The organism is Ulvibacterium sp. (assembly GCF_965228935.1).
Classification (GTDB): Bacteria; Bacteroidota; Bacteroidia; order Flavobacteriales; family Flavobacteriaceae; genus Ulvibacterium.
The window spans coordinates 1,747,971-1,766,954 of record NZ_OZ245846.1 but is presented as its reverse complement, the minus strand read 5'-3'; the positions used below and the strand labels follow the sequence as shown (position 1 = coordinate 1,766,954).

18 protein-coding genes are annotated in these 18,984 nt (G+C 42.2%); 8 read left to right on the top strand and 10 right to left on the bottom strand.

The genetic code is table 11. From position 1 onward, the window contains the following. Positions 1–5: 5 nt before the first annotated feature. From ACO06Y_RS07320 to ACO06Y_RS07300, 5 genes are all read right to left on the bottom strand, one after another. Positions 6–2,870, bottom strand: a complete 2,865-nt coding sequence (locus ACO06Y_RS07320) for a TonB-dependent receptor (RefSeq protein WP_422083179.1) — start codon at positions 2,868–2,870, stop codon at positions 6–8. 166 nt (positions 2,871–3,036) lie between these two features. Then, the gene (locus ACO06Y_RS07315) at positions 3,037–4,632 is read right to left on the bottom strand and encodes a tetratricopeptide repeat protein (protein WP_422083178.1); all 1,596 of its coding nucleotides are present in this window, start codon (positions 4,630–4,632) and stop codon (positions 3,037–3,039) included. A gap of 129 nt (positions 4,633–4,761) precedes the next feature. Further along, positions 4,762–5,022 carry a 50S ribosomal protein L27 gene (gene rpmA, locus ACO06Y_RS07310; protein ID WP_120710352.1) on the bottom strand — a complete coding sequence of 87 codons (261 nt, stop codon included), beginning with the start codon at positions 5,020–5,022 and terminating at the stop codon, positions 4,762–4,764. Positions 5,023–5,046: 24 nt separating this feature from the next. After that, positions 5,047–5,607, bottom strand: a complete 561-nt coding sequence (gene rplU / locus ACO06Y_RS07305; protein ID WP_422083177.1) for a 50S ribosomal protein L21 — start codon at positions 5,605–5,607, stop codon at positions 5,047–5,049. A gap of 131 nt (positions 5,608–5,738) precedes the next feature. Then, positions 5,739–6,194, bottom strand: coding sequence for a DUF4199 domain-containing protein (locus tag ACO06Y_RS07300; RefSeq protein ID WP_422083176.1), 456 nt, complete (start codon positions 6,192–6,194; stop codon positions 5,739–5,741). 174 nt (positions 6,195–6,368) lie between these two features. Here ACO06Y_RS07300 and ACO06Y_RS07295 point away from each other — a divergent pair, with 174 nt between their 5' ends. Together ACO06Y_RS07295 and ACO06Y_RS07290 are read left to right on the top strand one after the other, a co-directional pair. Further along, the gene (locus ACO06Y_RS07295; protein ID WP_422083175.1) at positions 6,369–7,688 is read left to right on the top strand and encodes a M16 family metallopeptidase; all 1,320 of its coding nucleotides are present in this window, start codon (positions 6,369–6,371) and stop codon (positions 7,686–7,688) included. Between the two features lies 1 nt (position 7,689). Continuing rightward, positions 7,690–9,753, top strand: a complete 2,064-nt coding sequence (locus tag ACO06Y_RS07290; protein WP_422083174.1) for a M16 family metallopeptidase — start codon at positions 7,690–7,692, stop codon at positions 9,751–9,753. Between the two features lie 56 nt (positions 9,754–9,809). Here the strand turns inward: ACO06Y_RS07290 and ACO06Y_RS07285 are convergent, their stop codons facing one another. Then, positions 9,810–10,562: a head GIN domain-containing protein gene (locus ACO06Y_RS07285; protein ID WP_422083173.1), complete on the bottom strand. Its 753-nt coding sequence runs from the start codon at positions 10,560–10,562 to the stop codon at positions 9,810–9,812. Positions 10,563–10,720: 158 nt separating this feature from the next. On the opposite strand from ACO06Y_RS07285, the gene ACO06Y_RS07280 reads away from it, so the two are divergent. From ACO06Y_RS07280 to ACO06Y_RS07270, 3 genes are all read left to right on the top strand, one after another. Next, positions 10,721–11,101 carry a hypothetical protein gene (locus ACO06Y_RS07280; RefSeq protein WP_422083172.1) on the top strand — a complete coding sequence of 127 codons (381 nt, stop codon included), beginning with the start codon at positions 10,721–10,723 and terminating at the stop codon, positions 11,099–11,101. 82 nt (positions 11,102–11,183) lie between these two features. Further along, the gene (locus ACO06Y_RS07275) at positions 11,184–12,209 is read left to right on the top strand and encodes a transporter (protein ID WP_422083171.1); all 1,026 of its coding nucleotides are present in this window, start codon (positions 11,184–11,186) and stop codon (positions 12,207–12,209) included. A gap of 92 nt (positions 12,210–12,301) precedes the next feature. Next, complete coding sequence (locus ACO06Y_RS07270; protein ID WP_422083170.1) at positions 12,302–12,724, top strand: hypothetical protein; 423 nt, start codon at positions 12,302–12,304, stop codon at positions 12,722–12,724. 55 nt (positions 12,725–12,779) lie between these two features. Here ACO06Y_RS07270 and gldD read toward each other — a convergent pair whose 3' ends face one another. Genes gldD through mutY form a run of 4 tightly spaced genes read right to left on the bottom strand, consistent with a single transcriptional unit; the run spans position 12,780 to position 16,220 of the window. Beyond that, complete coding sequence (gldD, locus tag ACO06Y_RS07265) at positions 12,780–13,343, bottom strand: gliding motility lipoprotein GldD (RefSeq protein WP_422083169.1); 564 nt, start codon at positions 13,341–13,343, stop codon at positions 12,780–12,782. Further along, positions 13,333–14,661 (bottom strand): gliding motility-associated protein GldE, encoded by a 1,329-nt coding sequence (locus ACO06Y_RS07260; RefSeq protein WP_422083168.1) that lies wholly within the window; start codon positions 14,659–14,661, stop codon positions 13,333–13,335. The genes gldD and ACO06Y_RS07260 overlap by 11 nt, the downstream gene beginning before the upstream one ends. Before the next feature lie 25 nt (positions 14,662–14,686). Next, positions 14,687–15,157, bottom strand: a complete 471-nt coding sequence (locus ACO06Y_RS07255; RefSeq protein ID WP_422083167.1) for a single-stranded DNA-binding protein — start codon at positions 15,155–15,157, stop codon at positions 14,687–14,689. Positions 15,158–15,185: 28 nt separating this feature from the next. Further along, a complete protein-coding gene (gene mutY, locus ACO06Y_RS07250; RefSeq protein WP_422083166.1) occupies positions 15,186–16,220 on the bottom strand; it encodes an A/G-specific adenine glycosylase in 1,035 nt (344 codons plus the stop codon). A 127-nt stretch (positions 16,221–16,347) separates the two neighbouring features. Here mutY and ACO06Y_RS07245 point away from each other — a divergent pair, with 127 nt between their 5' ends. From ACO06Y_RS07245 to ACO06Y_RS07235, 3 genes are all read left to right on the top strand, one after another. Continuing rightward, a complete protein-coding gene (locus tag ACO06Y_RS07245; RefSeq protein ID WP_120710341.1) occupies positions 16,348–16,638 on the top strand; it encodes an HU family DNA-binding protein in 291 nt (96 codons plus the stop codon). 256 nt (positions 16,639–16,894) lie between these two features. Beyond that, positions 16,895–18,442, top strand: coding sequence for an Rne/Rng family ribonuclease (locus ACO06Y_RS07240; RefSeq protein WP_422083165.1), 1,548 nt, complete (start codon positions 16,895–16,897; stop codon positions 18,440–18,442). A gap of 51 nt (positions 18,443–18,493) precedes the next feature. Next, complete coding sequence (locus tag ACO06Y_RS07235) at positions 18,494–18,979, top strand: regulatory protein RecX (protein ID WP_422083164.1); 486 nt, start codon at positions 18,494–18,496, stop codon at positions 18,977–18,979. Positions 18,980–18,984 lie beyond the last annotated feature (5 nt).

The window sequence follows — 18,984 nt, the reverse complement described above, 5'->3', positions numbered from 1 at the left end:
AAGGGTTATTTCTTGAACAAGTCATACTTTAATCCAAAAGTAAATCGTAGTCCGTAGTACTCTACTTGTTGGGTACGTTCACTTACCCCTTGGAAAAAACGCAAGGGCTGGTTGGTTATATTGTTCAGATCTGCGTAGATCCGTAATCTGTTGTTGAAGGCATAACTGGAATTAAAATCCAGAAAAAATTGCTGGTCATAGTAGCGATCCTCAAAAGCGTTCCCGCCTAATTCATCTACATAAGAATCGGAGAAATTAGCGGACAGCCGGGCGCTAAAGCGTTTTCCGGCATAACCCAGGGAGGCATTGAACATGTTGGGTGCCGTATTGGGCAGATCCATATCGGTACGTTCATCCCCATCTTCATTACGGATACCGTCCGCACTTGAAGTGAGGTGGGTGTAGTTTAAAAAGATATTGAAGTTCCGAGCAAATCCGGGCAAGAAGTCCAACTGGCGTTGAAATGAGAACTCTACGCCAAAAATAGAGGCTTGATCCCCGTTTAAGGGTTGAAAAACATCAAAACCTTCCGTTCCAGGCCCAAAAGAATCGTCCGGTGCCTCGGAAATAAACGTATAAATAAAATCGTCAATGCTCTTGTAGAACAATCCTCCGGAAATTATCCCAATACTCTCCAAATAGTGCTCCGCCATCAAATCGAAATTCATGGAGGTGGTAGGATCCAAATCTTCATTGCCAAGGACAATCTCATCGTCCGCATTTATAATTTCGGCCCTGGGAATAAGGTCCTCATAATTAGGGCGTGCCAAGGTATTGCTCCAGGCCAACCGTAAAATGGTATTATCGGTAAAATCATACTTAAAATGAACGCCGGGTAAAACATTGGTATATGAATTGTCCCCACTTACTTCTTCCGAAATTACGTTGTCCTCGATAAAGGTAACACGAAATCCATCGGACTCCAGTTGGGTGTTCTCTACACGGACCCCGGCCAAAACACTTAATTTATCGGACAGTTTTTGGTTCATCATTACATAGCCCGCTATAACATCCTCACGAATATCGAAATTACCGGGCAAGAACTCTTCCTCAACCGATGTACCGTTATCTTCGTTCAAATCCAAACGGCCCAGCCACACCGGATCGGGGTAGAGGCCAGCGGCGTATTGTCCCCCAGCCAAAAAATCGGGATCCGTTTTGTTGACCACCGGAATGTCGGACATGAATTCAAAAGTATCTCCCAGATCATCGTACGAAAAGAAGTTATTGTCGCGGGTCTTGTTCTTAAACCTTCCCCTAGCGCCAAACTTTAGGGTTCCGTCACCTTTACCAAAGATATCCGCGGGCAACTCTACATTGAGAAAAAGGTTGATGTCGTCCTCATCGGTATATTGGGTCTCATTGGTAATCTCATCAAACTCAAAAATGGATGTATCGTTGGTGTTCGCAGGATCCTCTGCGGTCATAATGGGGAATTCAGGATCGGTATTATCATTATTGACGATATACTCCGTTGTATATTGTGCATAGCGTTCGTCCAAGCGTTCCTCGGAGGCCTTGGCGTAGGAGGCCAACCAGTCGATCTTGGCCTTGCCCCATAAATGATTTCCACCCAGCGTATAGTTTTGCATCCGTTGGTCTTCCAATCGGGTATTTTTATTGCGGTCATCATCAATACCCCCTTTGGTCTCCCGCGCTACTTCGGCGGGGAAGCGGGTAGGGGTATTGTTGGTCAGGGTGAAATCGCCTTCCGGAACCTCATCCCAATCCAATAACTCCGTGGCGACTACATAACGGTTTTCCCGATCATCCCTCCAGTTGTACATGGTCTTTAGGTAAATGGAGTTATTCGAATCGAACTGGTAATCCAGATTAACGGAAAAACTGCGTCGTACCCGTTGTACCAAATAGGTACGTTGTTCAAAAACGTTGGTATACGGGTTTACATCTATTTCCTCTTCCTCATCCGCAGCATTGGTAAAGGCAAATTCATTGTCCCATTCCGCCTCAACATTATCCGATCCAAAATCGTTATCCTGGATCACAGCACCTAACATCCATCCAAACTTGCCGTTCTTGCTGCGGTCACCCAAAAGGAAAGAGCCGTTGAGGTTCCTTGTATTGGTAATAAAATTGATCCCCGAGCCCAAGGTGGTGGAAAGTCGAAACCCTTGAGGGGCGCTACGTGTTACCAAGTTTATGGAACCTCCAAGGGCATCACCATCCATATCCGGGGTAACTGCTTTGTTTACCTCTATGGTCTGGATCATATCCGATGGTATTAAATCCATCTGTATATTTCGGTTATCGCCTTCAGCGGAGGGGATACGGCTGCCGTTGAGGGTCACGGAATTAAGCTGTGGCGAGAGTCCCCTAACAATAACGTCCCTGGCCTCACCTTGATCCACTTGCATGGTAATTCCCGGAATACGCTTAACGGCGTCTCCGATATTGGCATCCGGAAATTTCCCAATCTGATCCGTGGAAACCACATTGGTAATATTCAGGTTGGTCCGTTGGGTGTTCAAGGCTTTGGCCTGGCCACTAAGCCCCTGTGCGGCCACTTCCACCTCGTCCAATTGATAGTTGGTGGGGGTCAGTTCCACTATGATACTCGCCGTTTCACCACCGGTGACCGTAACCTCTTGGTCAATATCGGCATATCCGATATAGGTAATCTGTACATTGTAATTTCCTTCCGGAACATCCACAAGGGTAAATCTTCCGTCAAAATCAGATACGGTTCCCTTGTTCAATACTGCTATAAAAATGTTGGCACCAGATACATAAATACCGTTTTCGTCGGAAATTGTACCCTGAATATTCCCGGATTGTGCCATGCTTTTCGCTACTCCCAAAAAGACAAATAGCGTTACAAAAAGTAGTTTTAACAAGTTGTTCGCCTTCATGATTTCTTGAATTAAGTTTTAATCCAAAGCTATAGCGATCAAGTGGTTAGCGCATGTTTTAAAGGGCAACAAAAGGGAAACAAAACGAATCATCGGGGTAAACAAGAAGGCAACAATCATAATTAATTTACATTACAATAACCATTGCCAAAACAAGAAAGTAAAATCAAAGATCGACCATGAAATTCACCAGCTCTTCCTTTTGATCTATCGGCAACTTTTTACGTAGGCGATATCGGGCAACCCGAACACTATCCGGAGTGACCCTTAGGATAGAAGCAATCTCCTTTGAGGTAAGGTTCAATCGCAACAACATGCCCAGTCGCATTTCGGCCGGGGAAAGGTTGCTTTCTGAAAGTGCGGAAAGTTTTTTGATAAAGTCTGGATGAATCTCCTTAAAGAAATTCATGAACTCGTCCCATTCGTGCTCTTGTTGTAGATTAAAGTCGATTTCCTTGGCCAAATCCTTTATCTTGATACTGGAATCCATGTTTTTCCGGGATGCAATGTTCCTTAGGGTATTGGACAAATCGAGCAGGATTTTGTTCTTTTGGGATAAATGCAGGCTATATCTCGAGAGTGCCGCGGTCTTCAATTTAATCTCCCGTTGCAAGTTCTTTTCTTCATATTCCTTTTTTTCCAATTCCGCCTTTAGCGTACGTTGTCTATATTCCTGTAACTTCAATTTGGCCTTTCGTTTTCTCCCCATATAGCTATAAAGGATGGTCAAAATGGCCGCTATGGCAAAAAGGGCTACCCATAGTAGGTTTTGATTGGCCCGGTTTACCTTGTTCTGTTCTTTTAATAGCTGGATCTCCGTTTCCTTTTTGTTGGTTTCATAAATGGTCTGTAAAACGTTGAGCTGATTGGTATTGTGTGCCTGAAGCCATGCTTTGTTATACTTTTCGGCTTCCATAAGATGCTTATGTGCCTCCTTGTATTTCCCGATCAACGCATAGGCTTTGGACAGATCCTTGTTGGCACTTTCCAGTTGATGGTAGTCATGGATTCCATCCGCCACCAAAAGTGCTTTTTGCGTATAATCAATAGATTGGTCATAGTTCCCCTGCTTTCGATATATGTCTCCCAAGTTATTAAGCAAGTTGGCCTCTTCCCGGGAGCCTTTGTCCTTTAAATATCCGTAGGATTTGGCAAAATACTCGTAGGCTCGGTCATACTGGCCCAAATCCTCATATATGCTACCGATATTTTCGTTCACCATTGATATGCCGTTATCATTTTCCAACTTTACAAATAATGCCAAGCTTTCCTTTTGGTAGTTCAATGCCTGCAAATACTCTCCTTGTTTTTCATAGCATGAACCAATTAGGCCTTTTGAAACGGCTTGCCCTTGGATATAGCCCAAATTATCGGAACTTCGAAGGCCCTCATCAAAGAACTGTTTGGCCATTTCGAACTTATTTAAGGAAAGATGCACTTTTCCTATACTATTATTAAGGATAGCATACAAGGTGTCGTTCGTATTGGAATCAACAAATTCGATGGCCTTGTTGTATTGGTCCACAGCTTCGGAATACAATCCGGTTTTGCTATAAAATTCCCCAAGTTCAAGATGGCCCAAGGCAACCTTTCTCGGAGAAGATTGTAGTTTTACCTTTTCCAAATTCGCCTTAAGCCTAAAAAAGGTAGAATCCATTCGTCTATCGAAAGAGGGTGAGCCTTCTTCCATTTGACCCCTGCAAATGGCTATGGAAGCCAATAGCAGGGAAAAGCGAAAAAAATTACGCAGGGTCGGGGTCATTAAAAAGCTTTTAAAAGCCGAAGTATATCATTTACAATTACTATTGCATTATGATAGGGTTATGAAAACTTTAAAATAAAAAACCCCCACTTCTCAGTGAGGGTTCATCCAATATTTTCGGAAAGATTTCTAAGCCTCAAACGGCTCAATGGAAACATAGGATTTTCCACCGGCTTTCTTTTCAAACTTTACCAAACCATCTACTTTGGCATGTAGGGTATGATCCTTGCCGGCATACACATTCTCGCCAGGGTTGTGTTTGGTACCCCGTTGTCTAACGATGATGTTTCCCGCAACGGCAGCTTGGCCACCGAAAATCTTTACGCCTAAGCGTTTCGATTCTGATTCCCTACCATTTTTTGAACTACCTACACCTTTTTTATGTGCCATGATCTATCGTTTTTCGTTCGTTCTCTATTTTTCCAATGCCGCAATCAATTCGGCTTTTTTCATTGAGGAATAGCCCGTAATATCCTTGGCTTTTGCCATTTCCTTTAGTTCGGCCACGGTTTTCTTGCTTAAATCCTCCACCGCTTTGGGTTCTGCCTTGGGCTTAGCGACTTCTTTTACCGGAGCGGCCTTTGGAGCTTCTTTTTTTGCTTCGGCCTTTTTGGCGACAGGCTTTTCCTCTTTTGCCTTTTCCGGAGCGGCTTTTTTGGCCCCTTTGGCAATAATGCCTTCTACAACGATTTCCGTAAGGAATTGTCTATGACCGTTTTTCTTACGATATCCCTTGCGTCTTTTCTTCTTAAAGACAATCACTTTGTCACCTCTAAGGTGCTTCACGACTTTGGCCTCAACAGCGGCTCCGTCTATAGCCGGGGCGCCAATAGTTACATTCTTGCCGTCATCCAAAAGAAGTACATTGTTAAAAGTTACCTTTTTACCTTCTTCCGTCTGTAAACGGTGAACATACACTTTTTGGTCTTTCGCAACTTTAAATTGCTGCCCTGCCATCTCTACAATTGCGTACATAGCGTGTATATTGATTTTAATTTATAATCCTCCGTTAGGATTTCTCCGCCATAAAACCTCATGGATTTTTTTCATAGGCGGGTGCAAATATAGGGGTAATTCACTAATCCACAAGTGATTTTAAGGAGTTTTTAAACCGATTTGTTTTTCGGATTGTTGCTCGTCTTAAAAAGCTGCATAAAAGAAAGTGTTAGCACCAAGGAAGTCGCAAAACCCATGACGGCGACCGTAAGGAAAACTATCCCCTCAAAATTGTGATAATCTTTGGCCCAAACGGTAGAAAGCTCGTTCAAAAATTCGATGTTGAGTTCAGTGGAATACAAGGCGAAAAACAAGGTGAAAATTAAGGTAGCCACGCCCCCCGTAATCAAACCTGCCGTAAATCCTTTTCCATAATTGAATCCCTCCTTATCCTTTAACCTAAAAAATTTAATGGCCTCGTAAATTCCAAAACCGGTAATTACACCATTGAAAAGACTATAAAATACATTGATATGCAAATTGAATAGCGAAAGCATAAGGAAATAGGCAATAAGGCAACCACTTGTGGCCACACCAAATCGTATGGGCAAGGCAAACTCCTTCATTTCCAATAGCTTTATGTTGATGTATAATTACTTAAAAGTACAAAATATGATAGAAATTCTTGTTAAAGCCTAGCCGGGATCTTATTCAATTCCTCAAAAAAATTATATTCGTGTAACAATTAGTACCCGATTACTACTTATTTCAAAGGACGTACAGATCTAACCCACCTGATTATGAAAAAAATACCCTTCTTTTTACTTGTTTCCCTCATGCATGTTGCAAGCATTGGTGCCCAGGAGGTTGCTTTTGAAGAATACGACCTCGACAATGGATTGCACGTAATCCTTCATCAGGATAACACGGCACCTATTGTTGTGACCTCAATGGCCTATCATGTGGGCGCAAAGGACGAAGACCCTGAACGTACGGGATTTGCACACTTTTTTGAACATCTTCTTTTTGAAGGAACCAAAAACATCGGCCGCGGGGAATGGGATAAAATAGTTTCTTCCAAAGGAGGAAGAAATAATGCCACCACTAATGATGACCGTACCTACTATTATGAAGTTTTCCCTTCCAATGCCCTGGAAACGGGCCTTTGGCTGGAATCCGAACGGCTGTTGCACCCCGTAATCGAACAGGTGGGCGTGGACACCCAGAACGAAGTGGTGAAAGAGGAGAAAAGATTACGTGTGGATAACCGTCCTTATGGAAATTTACTTACGGAGATAAAGAAAAACCTTTTTGTAGAGCATCCCTACCGTTGGACTACCATCGGTTCCATGGAGCATCTGGACGCGGCCACCCTGGAAGAGTTTATCGCTTTTAACAACAAATTCTATATCCCGAACAATGCCGCCTTGATCGTAGCTGGCGATATTGATATCCCATCAACGAAAAAAATGATCCAGGACTATTTTGGGCCTATTCCCAAGGGCGCTAAAATTGAGCGCAGTTTCCCCAAGGAAAAATCGATTACACAGGAATTTAAGGCAACGGCCTATGATGCCAATATCCAAATTCCGGCAATAGTGGCCTGTTATAGAACACCTTCCTTTACGACAAGGGATGCCAGGGTGTTGGATATGATATCCACTTATCTAAGCAATGGGAACAGTTCCAAATTGTATAAAAAACTGGTCGATGACAAAAAAATGGCCCTTGCCGTACAGGCGGTAAACTTAAGCCAGGAAGACTACGGTATTTATGCCATTCTGGCCCTTCCTTTGGGGGAAACCCCTTTGGACGCCTTGGTCGTGGAATTTGACGAGGAGATTCAAAAATTGCAGACAGAGCTCATTTCGGAAAAGGACCATCAAAAACTATTGAACCAGTTTGAAAATCAATTTGTGAACTCCAACGCTACCCTTGAGGGAGTTGCAGCTTCCTTGGCCAATTATTATCTGCTCTATGGGGATACTAACCTTATAAATACAGAAATAGACTTGTACCGTTCCATAACCCGGGAAGAGATTAGGGACATTGCCAAAAAATACCTGGGCTCAAATCAACGCTTGTTACTGGAGTATTTACCGAAAACGGAAAACCAATAAGATGAAAAAATCGATTTTATCACTCTTTTTATTGATTACATGTGCCCTAACGGCGCAACTGGACAGAAGCAAGGAACCAAAGATAGGGCCTATTCCCGAAATCAATTTAGGGGTTCCCCAAACTTTTAAGCTGGACAACGGTCTGCAGGTTATCGTGGTAGAAAACCATAAGCTTCCTAGGGTTTCCTATACGCTGGCCATAGATAATCCTCCTTATGTAGAAGGTGAAATAGCCGGGGTAAGTCAGTTAACGGGCAGCTTGCTGGGCAAGGGTTCTACAAATATCGATAAGGATACCTATAACGAAGAAGTGGACTACATGGGCGCGACCATAAACTTCAGTTCTAGCGGTGCTTCCGCTTCCGGCCTGTCCAAATATGCAGACCGTATTCTGGAGCTACTTGCAGATGCGGCACTTAATCCCAATTTTACAGTGGAAGAATTGGAAAAGGAACGTAACATTCTTTTGGACGCCCTTAAATCCGGGGAAAAAAGTGTAGCCACAGCAGCTAGAAGAGTAGAAAGTGCATTAGCATATGGGGTGAACCATCCGTACGGGGAATTTGTCACTCAAGAAAGTATAAAGCGGGTTACCCTGGAGCAAGTGGCATCCAATTACCGTAACTATTTTGTTCCCAAAAATGCCTATCTGGCCATCATAGGTGATGTAGATTTCGAAAAAACAAAGGAAAAAGTCACTGAACTTTTTCAGTTATGGCGAAAGGCCAGTCCACCGGTTTTTACACTCGCCGAACCAAAAAATGTACAGTACACCCAAATAAATTTTGTGGATATGCCCAATGCGGTACAATCCGAAATTGCCGTACAGAATGTCATAGATTTAAAAATGGGGGACGAAGACTACTTTCCCTCGTTATTGGCCAACAATGTTTTGGGCGGTGGTATGCGCAGCTATCTCAATGCCAGTCTTCGTGAGGATAAGGGATATACCTATGGTGCAAGATCAAGTATCGGGGCGGATAAATATGTCTCTCGCTTTCGCGCCGGGGCAAGTGTGCGAAATGTAGTTACGGACAGCGCCGTAACGGTATTTCTGGATCAATTAAAACGAATCAGAAATGAAAAGGTGGATGCCGAGGAAATCGAAATCTCCAAAGCCGAATATGTAGGGGAATTTGTTATGGCCTTGGAACGACCGGAAACCATTGCACGTTACGCCCTTAATATCCTTACAGAAAATCTACCGGAGGATTTCTACACAACCTATCTGGAAAAAATCAATGCGGTAACCGCGGAGCAAATCCAGGAGGCCGCCCAAAAATTCATAGCCTTGAACAATTTCCGTATCGTAGTTACCGGAAAGGGAAGTGAGGTCGCGGAGAATTTGGAAAAGATCCCCTTCAATGGAAAGAACATTCCCGTGAGGTATTTTGACAAATATGCAAACGCAACGGAAAAACCGGATTATAGTGCCGAAATACCAGAGGACGTTACGGCCAAAGATGTTATCCATAAATACCTCAATGCCCTAGGCGGCAAGGAAAAACTGGAAGGGGTACAATCCTACGCCATAGTGGCAGAGACCGAAATGCAGGGTACAAAATTGACCCTAGAACTGAAAAAAACCGCCAACAATCAGTTTATGCAAGATTTTAAGGTGATGGGCAATTCCGTAAACAAGCAGGTTCTGGATGGGAATATGGGTTATATGGTAATGCAGGGTCAACGCAAGGATTTGGGCGAAGAGGAATTGAAAAAGGCAAGGGAGGAATCCGCCCCATTTCCGGAGCTCAACTACTTAGACAACGATCTTTTACTGGAGGGTATCGAAACTGTTGAAGGCAAGAAAGCCTATAAACTGAGAATATCCGATGAAAAATCGATTTTCTATGATATGGAAAGTGGCCTTAAGTTACAAGAAGTCAATACCACGGAAATGCAGGGACAGCAAATGCAACAGGTTTTGATCTATGACGATTACAAGGAAGTATCCGGCATACAGTTCCCTTTTAAATTGACCCAATCCATGGGGCCACAGAGTATGGAGTTCTTGGTACAGGAAATAAAAGTGAACGAGGGGGTCTCCGACGCGGATTTCGAATAAAAAACAAGCACGGAAAGGATTTAAATCCTTTCCGTGCACCCTCAATTAAATAAACACTAACCAATCTTGCGAATAGTAGCCTCACCAATTACGATGCCCCTATCTATTTTTGGACTGCCTTCATAAGTAACATGGGTTTCCCCGTAACAGGTAACCTTAAGTCTATCGGCTACGTTTACCCTAAAATCGCTCTCACCATAGGCCAATATTTTAGTGTCCGCATTGTCAATTGCCAAGGTGTTCACCTTACTTTCGCCATAGGCCGTAAATTTTTGATATCCAACGGTTCCTTTTTGAACTTCGAAATAGCTTTGTCCGTAAATAGTGACTTTGAGCTTGTCCAAATTAACCTCGGAAAGGTAAACCTGTGATTCCCCATAAATGCGTAAGGTAAAGTCCCTTTGATCCAAAGTGCTTTTACAACGTATGACTTCTTCACCCCTAACGGATAAGGTTCGCAGACTTTTATAGGTGATAATCGCCTTTACCTCGGCTCCTTCATAGTAAGCCCTGCTCATATTGTAACCGTTACCTCTTACCTTTTCATTTCTATCCAACGTTTTGGCACCATCCAGATAGATCCGCAGGGTTTTGCCTTCGACCTCCACGTTGATTTCATCTTCGGATACGTTGGCATATTCGAAATACACGGATTCCTTATCTCCTTCTACCAATGTCGCACTGATATAGGGGCTAAGGATAATCTTATCAAATGAGTCTACCCGCAGGGTCTTGGTCTGGGCATCCACATGAAGCACGCCAAAGGTCAGAAAAGTCAGGATCAAAGTGTAAAAAGTATTTTTTTTCATTTTAGTAGATTTTATTGTTGTTGTCTTCCGATATATTAGAGACTAGAGGTAGAACCATTTGTTACAGTTACAAGCCAAAAAAATCAAAGACCCTTTTCATGAATTTTTAGACAAAAAACGGTTCAAAACTATTTCTTCACCTAACTTTGCAAAAACCAATGGAATTGAAAGCTTTTTGGGCGTCATTTTTTGTTTTTCTCTACGTCTTGGCCATGCTTCGCCCTGTATTTCCTTTGTTTGAATATGTAGTAGATCAAGACTACATTGCCGAATTTCTCTGTATCAACAAGGATAAAGTAGAATTGCATTGCAATGGAAAGTGCTACCTGATGCAAAGACTGAGTGAACAGAACGAGGAGAAAAAACAAAATCTCCCAAAAATAGCGATGGAGGAATATCCCATCGGTTTTATTGATGTTCTCGCGATCCCTAGGCAAAAGACGGGAATCACCAAAAGTGCCTCAGTCCTTCAATATAGTAATAACTACAGCTTTCTATATAGCGACTCCAGCTTTCGTCCACCTAGCTTAAGCGTTTAATTTTTTTTTTTGCAGGTTCAAGTCTAATCGAAGGTAAAGGACCTGCCAACCATCTATTTCTAAAAATTCAAAAAACACATAAGTGAAACTATATATATCTGCCATTTTAACAATGGCAACTATGATGCTTTGCGCTCAAGAAACGAATAGTACGAACAACGAAAAATGGTCTGCAGGCAGACCAGATGGACACGCCCCTATTTCGGTAATGGGAGACCATATGCATGGTAAAGGCGAATGGATGTTCAGCTACCGATACATGTATATGAACATGGAGGATTTAAAGCAGGGGAGCGATGATGCCTCTTTTGATGATGCCCTGGTCAATTATATGGTGACCCCTACCCAAATGCCGATGAACATGCACATGCTAGGTGCCATGTTTGCCCCAAGTGACAAACTTACGCTAATGGCCATGTTCAATTACCTGTCCATGGAAATGGACCATATAACCCGCATGGGCGGCACGTTCACTACCGAAGCTTCGGGATTGGGCGACATCCAAATTTCCGGACTCTACAAGTTCTTCAACAAAAACAGGCAGACGATGCATGCACAAGTAGGATTTTCAATTCCGACCGGAAGCATCACGGAAAGTGATGTTACGCCCGCATCTTCACCCAATGAGGTGGAACTGCCCTATCCCATGCAAATCGGAAGCGGTACTTTTGACACCAATTTGGCATTGACCTATTTGTGCCAGGGAAACATTCTATCCTATGGAGGCCAATTGCGAGGTATTTTCCGTTTTGGGAAAAACGATAGGGACTACCGTTATGGAAACCGCTATAGCCTAAACAATTGGTTGGCTGCCAAAGCGACCGATTGGCTAAGTTTTTCTTTTCGCTTGGAAGGGGTGTTGGTCGGTGAAATAGAGGGCATAGATCCCAATTTGAACCCCATGATGGTCATAACCGCCGATACCGATAATTCCGGAGGAAACTATTTGAACTCCGGGATAGGGTTTAACACCTATTTGCCGAATGGTCTGTTAAAAAACCTTAGGGTCGGTTTTGAATTCGCTTTTCCCTTATACCAAGATCTGAACGGGATACAATTGAAGAACAGGGAAATGATGACCTTCGGAGTGCAGTATGCATTCAAATAATTAAAAATCAAACTAATGATTTAGACCATTTCTATCAAGGCAAACTTGCTATCTCCGTGATGGGAATGGTTTATATTTGTAAAAAACAAAAAATGAGAAAAGTAATTTTTCTATTGGCAGTTTTAATAGCTGCGGCATCCTGCAAAGAGGATAAAAAAGCAACAACGAATCCAAATACCGATCAGATGGAAAAAGTCATGGGCATTCATGACGAGGTCATGCCCAAAATGGGTTCCATCAGTAAGTTGGTAGCGGAGTTAAAACCTAAAGTGGATTCCACGGAAATGGGGATGGAATACGGAAAGGCAATGAAGAACCTACAGGCTTCGCATCAAAGCATGATGGACTGGATGAGGGGTTTTGGAGATCGTTTTGATTCCGATGAAATCCTCAACGGAAAAGCACTTACGGAACAAAAGCAAAAATGGTTGGATGAGGAGGAAGTAAAGGTAAAGGCCCTTCGAGAGGAAATCAATTCCAGTATAGAACGTGCGGAAGCGATATTAAAAAAGTAAGGACTAATCCTACCCAAATAGTAGTCAGAAAAAGTGTGCAGGCCGGTTTTGACCTTTAGGGCCGCTGCTTCCATCTTAAAGTTTCCATGATTCTGCGAATATCCTTTTGCAGATAGGCCGCTGCGGGATAAATGGAATCATAGTTGGGTTTGGCATAGAAATAGAGCGATCCGGTGACAAAATGCGAGGTACTGTCCGTAACATAAAACTGGGCTTGGGAGGCTGCATTGCCGCTAACTTCATAGAACATCCCAAAAACCTGCTCTTCGGGATTCAGGAATTCACTGGCCTCTATACCATCTGCCTTCACTACATGTTCATAGGATAGTTTTTGGGCGTCTGAAAGTAACTTCTCCAAATTGTCATTTACCTCCTTATAGGTGATGAAAATGGAGCCTTTAATGCCGGGATAATCCAGCGTAAGTGAATTGTCCCCTTCATTTTTCAATCGGGCCATAGTATTGTATTGGAATTGAAAATTCTTTGTTTCCAAATTCTCCGTTTTAAGATCCGGATACTCCAATCGCAACATGGCCTTGGGTTTGGGAATAACATTCTCCTTGCAACCCATACTCAAGAGAACCATTATGAAAGCCAAAAAGCCAAATTTATTTCTCATGGGGAAGCGTAACTTTTATTTGTTTCAAGCGTTTTTTATCCAAGCTTTCGACCACAAATTGGTATTCCTTAAAAAGAACCTTTTCCCCTTTCTTGGGAAAACTTCCCGCTATTTCCAATACAAAGCCGGCAATGGTCTCAGATTCTCCCTTGTTCTCCTCAAAAAGCTCCTCGTCGGATATTTTGATAACCCGATAAAAATCCTTTAAAGTGGTCTTGCCCTCAAAAACATAGTTATAGTCGTCCAATTTGGAAAAAACCAGATCCTCATCATCAAATTCATCACTGATATCCCCAACAATTTCCTCGATGATATCCTCCAAGGTCACAATGCCGGATGTACCCCCATATTCATCCACTACAATGGCCAGATGGTTTTTTTTATCTTGAAATTCCAGCAAAAGATCATCCAATTTTTTGTTTTCCGGCACAAAATAGGGTTCACGTATCAAGGATACCCAGTTAAAATTTTTTCTATCGATATAAGGCAGCAGATCCTTTACATAAAGTACCCCCAAGACATTGTCCATATGTTCCGAAAAAACAGGAATACGGGAATACCCATTCTTCTTTATTTCCTCAAGAACTTCGGGAAACTTCATCTCCTCGTCCAGGGCGAAAATATCGATACGCGGACGCATTACCTGTTTGGTATCCGTATTACCAAACGATACGATGCCCTGTAATATTTTCTGTTCCTCCTTGGTCGTATCACCCTCCGAAGTAAGTTCCAAGGCCTGGGAAAGGTGGTCCACACTTAAATTGGACTTTTGTTTGCCCAATTTATTGTACAAAAAAATAGTACCAGATCGCATGGGAAGGCTCAACGGGGAAAAAAGAAAATCGAGTACTTTAAGAGGATAGGCCATGAAATGCGAAAATTGCAGCCGGTTCCTGTTGGCATAGACCTTGGGAAGGATTTCGCCGAACATTAAGATCAGAAATGTGGCTACGATCACTTCCAATAAAAAGCGCGCGGAAATGAAACCTAACCAAACCTGATTTACGTTCGAGAAAAGTGTATCCCCTATACTATTGAACAAAAGTACTATTCCAATATTTATTGTATTGTTGGCTATAAGAATAGTGGCCAATAGTTTTTTGGGACGTTCCAACAAACCAACAATAAGGGTACCCTTGCCCGTTTTCTTTTCCGCTATTTCATTGATATCCGTTTGGGAAAGTCCAAAAAAGGCTACCTCTGCACCCGAAACAAGAGCGGAACAAGTCAACAAGATGATAAGAATACCAAAATTCAGTGCCAAGGCACCATCAAAACCGATATAATTTAAAAATAAACTAGGGGGGTCAGGATCCAACAGTCACAATTTTATTTTTGATACCCTAAAAAGGTAGGTCGTCTTCTGGTTCCGGTTCACTTACGTGAGCGGTATTTTCAACTGGCTTTGTCCCAGGGTTGGCAGAAACAGGTCTTTGTTCCTGAGGGGTATTGGATTGTGCATTGGCCATACTTTCACTTTTCGTGGAAAGGAAGGTAAAATCCTGAACCTGAATTTCCGTAGAATAGCGTGTATTACCATCTTCACCTTGCCATTGACGTGTTTTTAAACGGCCTTCCACGTATATCTTGTCTCCTTTGCTTAGGTATTTTTCGCAAATCTCGGCGGCCTTGTTACGGACAACAATATTATGCCATTCCGTATTGGTGACCTTTTCACCGGTTTGCCTATTGGTATATGTCTCATTGGTGGCAATTGGAAACCTCCCTATGCAACCCCCTCCTTCAAAATAGTGCATTTTGACCTCATCGCCCAAATGGCCTATCAACATCACTTTGTTCAATGTTCCGCTCATGCTCTTGTAGTATATTTCTGGATTGAAATCAAAAATACGAATTTTTGAATGCTTTTATGAAATCCGAAATTAAAACCGGAACGGGATAACTTTCCAAATCTTCCCATGAAATGCCATTCTCAAGCTGGGCATTACTCTCTATGATCCAAAATTTAGTATATAGATGTTGGTGCGAGAGTTTATGTACTATTAATGACTCATTGTACAAAAACAATTGAAAGGAATCATCACCGGATATCAATTCCTTTAACTCCTTCTCATTTAATTCGTTTTCCGATTCCAAAAGAGGGAACTCCCAAAGGTTTTGCCATATCCCCTTACCTTTTCGTTGACTCAGCCTCGTTTGATTATTCGAATCCACCCATACCAAATAATTGAAATTTCTTCTTCTAACCTTGGTCTTATTTTCTTTTATGGGCAACGTTTGTACCAAGTTTTCCTTTAATGCCGCACAGCTTTCATTTAAGGGGCAAAGTAGGCAGTATGGCTTTTTAGGAGCACATTGTATAGCTCCGAATTCCATTATTCCCTGGTTGTAATCCCTTATGTTTTTTCTGTCCATGACTTCCGTGGCCAGTTGCTTAAAATGTTTTACCCCTTTGGTACTGTTAATGGGAATATCCGCCCCAAAGTAACGGGCAAGTACACGATATACATTTCCGTCCACAACCGGCCGTGGCTCATCAAAACAAATGGATGCTATGGCACTGGCCGTATAATCCCCAATCCCCTTAAGTTTTAGAAGTTCATTGTAGGAATCGGGAAAACGGCCTCCATATTCCTTAACTACGGTCTTGGCCGTTGCGTGCAGATTCCGTGCCCTGGAATAATAACCCAATCCTTGCCATAGTTTTAAAACCCGCTCCTCGGATGCCTTGGCCAGATCCTGTACAGTGGGGAAATTTTCAATAAATTTTAGATAATAAGGTTCCCCTTGTACGACCCGGGTTTGTTGAAGAATGACTTCTGAAAGCCAAATTTTATAGGGATCCCGAGTGCTCCTCCAAGGCAAGCTTCGTTTATTTTCAGAATACCAATGAAGAATTTTTTGGGAAAAAGACATTTATACAAATACTAATGTGCAAAAGTAGCTGTTTATATACTTAAAATTAGCTCGTTAAGGGGAAAGATTCAATTTAATTTATATATTTGCAAGCCGAAAAAACATACTGAAAATCTAATTATCAAAGATGACGAAAGCGGAAATTGTAGCGAAAATCTCAGACAAACTGGGAATTGAAAAGGGAGATGTCCAAGCCACTGTAGAATCCTTTATGGAAGAAGTGAAATCCTCATTGGAAAGTGGGGACAATGTTTACTTGAGAGGTTTTGGAAGTTTTATTATAAAGACCAGAGCCGAAAAAACAGGTAGAAATATCTCCAAAAATACCACTATAAAGATACCGGCCCATAACATTCCGGCATTCAAGCCTGCAAAGGTTTTTGTAGAAGGGGTTAAAAGCAACGTCCAGGTAAAATAACATATTCAATTAAAAGGAGAACTCTATGCCGAGTGGTAAGAAACGAAAAAGACATAAGGTTGCTACCCATAAGCGCAAAAAGCGCAGGAGAGCAAACCGACACAAGAAAAAGTAGTTTTTGCGACTACTTTTTCATTTTAATACGTTCATTGACATAGAAATTCCCAAAAGAATTTCGACGGGTTTGTACAACCTGTTTTACGAATTGTTCAATCAGCACATCCGCTATTCTGCGGATGGCTATAAATAAAATCAGGTGAATAGAGAATTAATCGTAAGATCTAGTTCCGATGCCGTCGATTTTGCCTTGTTAAAGGATGGAAAGCTGACCGAATTGCACAAAGAGGAGGACAACAACGATTTTTCCGTTGGGGACATCTTTTTGGCCAAAGTGCGTAAGCCTGTAACCGGCCTCAACGCCGCCTTTGTAAACGTAGGCTATGAAAAGGATGCATTTTTGCATTATCATGACCTGGGGCCTCAGCTCTCTTCCATGTTAAAGTTTATCAAAAAGGTAAGCACTGGAAAACTAAGGGACTACTCCCTAAAAAACTTTCCATTTGAAAAGGACATTGACAAACATGGTAGCATAAACGATGTTATCAAGGCCAATCAATCCTTGTTGGTGCAAATTGTTAAAGAGCCGATATCTACCAAGGGACCAAGAATAAGTTCCGAGCTTTCCATAGCTGGGCGATATCTGGTAATGGTACCTTTTTCAGATCGTGTTTCCGTCTCTCAAAAGATAGGAAGCAACGAGGAAAAGGATAGGCTTAAGAGACTTGTAAAAAGCATTAAGCCTAAAGGTTTCGGGGTCATAATCCGAACAGTTGCAGAAGGCAAAAAAGTGGCGGAACTGGACAAAGATTTAGAAAACTTGCTGAACAAATGGTCGGCAATGTGTAAAAAATTGTACAGAGCGCGAACACCCTCAAAAGTATTGGTAGAGCTTAACCGAGCCTCAAGTATACTGCGGGATGTTTTCAATGATTCCTTCACAGGAATCCATGTTGATGACGAAACGCTCTATGGACAAATTCAGGATTACGTACAGGAAATTGCATCAGGAAAGGAATCCATTGTAAAGCTTTATAGTTCTTCCGTTCCCATTTTTGAAAAATTTGGAATAGAGCGGCAAATTAAAACTTCCTTTGGCAGGACGGCTTCTATGAGCAAAGGGGCCTATCTGATCATAGAGCATACGGAAGCCTTGCACGTCATTGACGTGAACAGTGGCAACCGATCTAACAAAGCCAAAAATCAGGAAGATACGGCCTTGGAAGTAAACCTTCTGGCTGCCTCGGAAATTGCAAGACAACTGCGCTTACGGGATATGGGTGGCATTATTGTGGTAGACTTCATCGATATGGTAAAGGCACCGCACAGACGCAAGCTTTTTGACCATCTTAGGGATGAGATGAAGGATGACCGGGCCAAACATAAGATTTTGCCCCCTAGCAAATTTGGTCTTGTCCAAATCACACGACAACGGGTGAGACCGGAGATGAATATCAAGACTACCGAGGAAAATCCCAATGGTAATGGCAAAGAGGTGGAAGCCCCAATAGTTCTGATAGACCGGATAAATTCCGATCTGGAAAGGCTTCTAAAAGGACCTGCAAAGGATAACAGCATTACGCTGAATATTCATCCGTTCATTGCGGCCTACCTTTCTAAAGGTTTTCCGTCCATACGTACCAAGTGGTTCTTGGAACATAAAAAATGGATAAAAATACAACCTAGAGATGCCTATACGTATCTAGAATATCGTTTTAAAAATAAGGATGGCAAAACCATCTATTAAAAAAAGCGATCCCGAATTGGGGTCGCTTTTTTTGTTTATTATTTTTGTCGAATGCCTTTTAAACCGTCCTATATCCTCCCAGAAGCTATTAAAAAATTGGAACGCTATTGTGCCTACCGGGAGCGTTGTCATAAGGAGGCGGTATCCAAGTTAAAAGAAATGGGGATGATTCCCGAAGCCATAGATCAAATTATGGCTCATTTGGTTTTAGAGGGCTACCTCAATGAGGAGCGTTTTGCAAAAAGCTTTGCCCGAGGGAAGTTTACCATTAAAAAATGGGGAAGAAACCGTATCACAAATGAGTTGAAACAACGCAATATTTCAAAGTATAATATACAAACGGCACTCCGGGAAATTGATGAAGAGGACTATCAAAGGACGTTGGACACGCTAGCAAGAAAAAGAGTAAATCAATTGACCGGTAAAAGTCTTCCCGAAAAGCGGAGAAAACTGGCGGATTATCTGTTCTATAGAGGTTGGGAAAATCATCTTGTTTATGATAAGATAGAAGCCCTGTTAAAAGAACAGCACCTTTGACCCTT